Source organism: Actinomycetospora sp., assembly GCF_055612215.1.
Genome location: NZ_JBVPVA010001158.1, coordinates 1 through 4,424, shown reverse-complemented (window position 1 = coordinate 4,424; position 4,424 = coordinate 1). Strand labels below are relative to the sequence as shown.

Below are 4,424 nucleotides of genomic sequence, written 5' to 3'. Positions count from 1 at the left end.
GCCAGGCCTGGGCGCTCTCGCCGCCGGGTGCGCCCGACGGACTCCCACGCCGCCCCGGGCTCGTCGACCGGACCCCCGGCCGCGCCCAGGTCGTCGACGACCGCCCCGTCCCGCGCCAGCAGGTCCAGGACGGTCGCCAGGTGTCCGCGGAGCGCCTCCGGGGCCACCACCGCGTCGACGACGCCGTGCGCGAGGAGGTTCTCCGCGGTCTGGACCCCCGCGGGGAACGGCTCCCCGTGCAGGGCGGCGTAGACCTTCGGGCCGAGGAAGGCGATCAGCGCCCCCGGCTCGGCGAGGGTGAGGTGCCCGAGCGAGCCCCAGGAGGCGAGGACCCCGCCGGTGGTGGGGTGGCGCTGGTAGACGACGTAGAGCAGCCCGGCGGCCTTGTGCGCGGTCACGGCGGCCGCGATCGCGGGCATCCGCGCGAACGCGAGCGCGCCCTCCTGCATCCGGGTGCCGCCCGAGGCGGTCACCGCGAGCAGGGGCAGCGCGCGCTCGGTGGCGCGCTGCACCGCGGCGAGGATGCGGGCGGCGGTGTGGACGCCGATCGAGCCCCCGAGGAAGCGGAACTCGCCGACCACCACCGCGATCCGGTGCCCGGCCAGGTCGCCCTCGCCGGTCAGGACCGCCTCGTCCTCCCCGCTGCGCTCCCGCGCGGCGGCCAGGTCCGCCCGGTAGTCCGGGCCGTCGGCGGCCGCGGGCGGGGCGGGGAACTCCTCGTCCCAGGAGCGGTAGGTGTGCTCGTCGAGCACGGCCCCGAGCAGCTCCCGGGCACCCCGGAGGCGTGGGGCCGGACGGGCCGACGTCGGGGCGGTGCCCGGGTCGCTCCAGTGGGGCGGTCGCTTCGCGGCGAACGCGTCGAGGCCCTCCTGCTTGTCCGGGCCCGCCGCGATCCGCTGCTCGGCCCGGGCCGTCGCCGCCCACCCGGCCGCCTCGGCCTGGTCCCACTGCTCCTCCAGCGCCCCCAGCGTGGCCGACACCGCCGTCGGCGAGGACGCACAGATCTCCTCCGCCAGGTCCAGGGCCGCCGCGACGGCCCGACCGGGCTCGGCGAGCCGGGTGACGAAGCCGATCTCGTGCGCGCGCCGGGCGTCGAGCCGGGTGCCGGTGATCAGGAGCTCGCGGGCGACGTTGAGCGGCAGGCACCGCATCGCCCGCAGCAGCGCGCCGGAGTTGGCGACGAGCCCGCGCCGGGTCTCGGGCAGGCCGAAGGCGGCCTCCCGCGAGGCCACCACCAGATCGCAGGCCATGGCGATCTCGAAACCGCCGCCGAGCGCGAGACCCTCGACGGCCGCGACGACCGGCTTGGTGTGGCGGCGCCGGATGACGCCGTAGGGCCCGCCGCGCGCGGTCGGCTCTCCCGGACCGGCGACGATGTCGGTGCCCGCGCAGAACACCTGCGGCGTGCCGGTGAGGACGGCCACCCACAGCGCGGGGTCGTCCTGGAAGCGGTTGAGGGCCTCGTCGATCCCGCGCGCGGTGGCGGCGTCGATCGCGTTGCGCTTCTCGGGCCGCTCGATGCGCACGACGAGCACGCGGCCGTGCTGCTCGGTGGTCACCGCCATGCGGGGCTCCTCGGGGTCGTCGGTCACGACGGGTCGGGCCGCTCGGCCGGGGCCAGTCCCTGCGACACCGCGGCGCGGGAGAACGCGTCGAGGACGGCCCGGGCGGTCGGTCGGTCGCGGGTGTGCGGGAGGTGGGCGACGACGATGGTGCGCGACAGCGGACGGGCGAGCGGGACGACGACCACGCCGTGCGCCGGGGAGAAGATCCGCCCGAGGTCGCTGACGAGGGTGACGCCGAGGCCGGCCGCGACCATGGCCAGGGCGGTCGCGGAGCTGTCGACGCGGTGCCGGATGTGGGGCTCGAAGCCCGCGGCGCGGCACGCCGTGCGCACCGCGCGCCCCCAGTAGGTCTCCGGCCCGGAGATGATCCAGTTCTCCTCGGCGAGCGCCCCGAGGTCGACGCCCGGCGCGTACGGGGAGCCGGACGGGGCGGCGAGGTGGATGCGGTCCCGGCCCAGCGGGACGACCGCGAGGTCGGGCTTCCACGGTTCCGGGGCATCGGGGTAGTCGAGCAGCAGCGCCAGGTCGAGGTGGCCGTGGCGCACGTCGGTGACGACGTCCTCGCCGTCGGCCTCGGCGCTGTCGAGGGTGACGCCGGGGTGGCGCCCGGCGAGGTCGTCGATCACGGCGGGGAGCAGCGCGGCGGCGGCCGCGGCGAACACCCCGACCGTGAGGTGCGCGGACAGGCTCTGCCGGGCCTCCTCGACCGCCGCGCACGCCGCCTGCTCGGCGGCCAGGAGGACCTCGGCGTGCTCGACCAGGACCCGGCCGACCTCGGTGACGCGCACGCCGCGTCCGACCCGCTCGAGGACCGGGGCGCCGACCTCGACCGCGAGGGCCTCGAGCTGCTGGGACACCGCCGACGGCGAGAAGTGCAGGGTCGCCGCGGCCGCGTTGACCCCGCCCCGGCGCGCGACCTCCCGCAGTGTCCGCAGGCGCCGCAGCGACAGCTCCATGCAGGACATCTAAACACCGGTGTGCGCAAACGTCCGCTGGACCTGAACGCTGGCCGCGGACGATGCTGAGAACGGGTTTTTCGACGCGGAGCGAGGAGTCGGATGAGCGGGTTCAACGGTGGTCGTCATGTGCTGCCGGAGCCGGGAACGACGTCGCGGGCGGTCACCGCCCTCGGGATCGACGAGCAGGCCGGACCGTTCGCCCCGGTCCGCCCCACGGCGGCCCCCGACGCGGCGCCGCACGTGGTCGTCGTCGTCCTGGACGACCTGGGGTTCGGCAGCTCGAGCGCGTTCGGCGGGCCCTGCCGGATGCCGACGGCCGACCGGCTCGCCGCCGACGGGCTGCGCTACACCCGCTTCCACGTCACCGCCCTCTGCTCGCCCACCCGCCAGGCGCTCATGACCGGGCGCAACCACCACTCGGTCGGCATGGGCGGGACCACCGAGATGGCGACGTCGGCCCCCGGCTACACCGGCTTCCGGCCGCGCAGCGCGGCGACGATGGCCCGGACGCTGCAGGCCAACGGCTACTCGACCGCCGCGTTCGGCAAGTGGCACCAGACCCCGCCGTCGGAGATCAGCCCGGTGGGGCCGTTCGAGCGCTGGCCCACCGGGGAGGGCTTCGACCACTTCTACGGGTTCATGGGCGCCGAGATGAACCACTGGTCGCCGCTGCTCTACGAGGGCACGACCCCGGTCGAGCCCGCGCGCCGGCCCGGGTACCACCTCTCCGAGGACCTCGTCGACCACGCCGTCGACTGGGTGCGCACCCAGCGCACGATGACCCCGGACCGGCCGTTCTTCACCTATCTCGCCTTCGGGGCCTCGCACGCCCCGCTGCACGTCACCCCCGAGTGGCCGGAGCGCTACCGCGGCGAGTTCGACCACGGCTGGGACCGCCAGCGCGAGCTCACGCTCGCCCGCCAGAAGGAGCTCGGCGTCGTCCCGGAGCACACCGACCTGGCCCCGTGGGCGCAGGGCGTGCCGCACTGGGACGAGCTCGGCGACGACCAGCGGGCCCTCGCGGCGCGGTTCATGGAGACCTTCGCCGGGTTCACCGAGCACGCCGACGCCCAGCTCGGCCGGTTCGTCGCGGCGCTCGAGGAGCTCGGCGCGCTCGACGACACGCTGTTCGTCTACCTGATCGGCGACAACGGCGCCTCGGGCGAGGGCGGCCTCGAGGGATCCCTCGTCGAGCACCGCCTCGGGCACGGTCTCGTCGACGACCCCGCCGAGATGATCGGGCACCTCGACGAGCTCGGCGGGCCCACCAGCTACCCCATCGCCCCGGTCGGCTGGGCGCTCGCGCTGAACACGCCGTACCAGTGGACGAAGCAGGTGGCGTCCCACCTCGGCGGGACGCGGGACGGGCTGGTCGTGCACTGGCCGCGCGGCATCCCCGACCGCGGCGGGCTCCGGCACCAGTTCCACCACGTCATCGACGTGCTCCCGACGATCCTCGACTGCGCCGGGCTCCCCCACCCGGTGTCGGTCGACGGCGCCGCCCAGCAGCCGATCGAGGGCGTGAGCATGCGCTACACCTTCGACGCCCCCGACGCGCCGGACCGTCGCCGGACCCAGTACTTCGAGATGTGCGGGAACCGCGGCATCTACCACGACGGCTGGAGCGCGGTGACCCGTCACGGCGTGCCCTGGGAGATGGTCCCGACGGGGCGGCCGGCGTTCCGCGACGACGTCTGGGAGCTCTACGACCTGCGCACCGACCCGAGCCAGGCCCACGACCTCGCCGCCGAGCACCCGGGGACGCTCGCCACCCTGCGCGAGCTGTTCGTCATCGAGGCGGCGAAGTACCAGGTCTTCCCGCTCGACGACCGGGTCACCGAACGGGAGAACCCGAGCATCGCGGGCCGGCTCGACCTGCTCGGGGACCGCCGCTCGGTCA

The 4,424-nt window shown here is 75.7% G+C and carries 3 protein-coding genes; 1 reads left to right on the top strand and 2 read right to left on the bottom strand.

Annotation, left to right across the window (positions count from 1 at the left end):
- A partial coding sequence (locus AC0CYZ_RS31240; protein WP_472222086.1) for an enoyl-CoA hydratase-related protein occupies positions 1-1,565 on the bottom strand: 1,565 nt, incomplete at its 3' end.
- A gap of 23 nt (positions 1,566-1,588) precedes the next feature.
- Positions 1,589-2,521, bottom strand: a complete 933-nt coding sequence (locus AC0CYZ_RS31235; RefSeq protein ID WP_472222084.1) for a LysR family transcriptional regulator — start codon at positions 2,519-2,521, stop codon at positions 1,589-1,591.
- 102 nt (positions 2,522-2,623) lie between these two features.
- Between AC0CYZ_RS31235 and AC0CYZ_RS31230 the strand changes: the two genes are divergently transcribed.
- Positions 2,624-4,424, top strand: a 1,801-nt coding sequence (locus AC0CYZ_RS31230) for an arylsulfatase (RefSeq protein WP_472222082.1), incomplete at its 3' end; no start/stop codon positions are given.

Bases quoted from the DNA above. Each gene is read 5' to 3' on its own strand.
- AC0CYZ_RS31235 (WP_472222084.1), bottom strand. From the start codon at position 2,521: ATGGAGCTGTCGCTGCGGCGCCTGCGGACACTGCGGGAGGTCGCGCGC.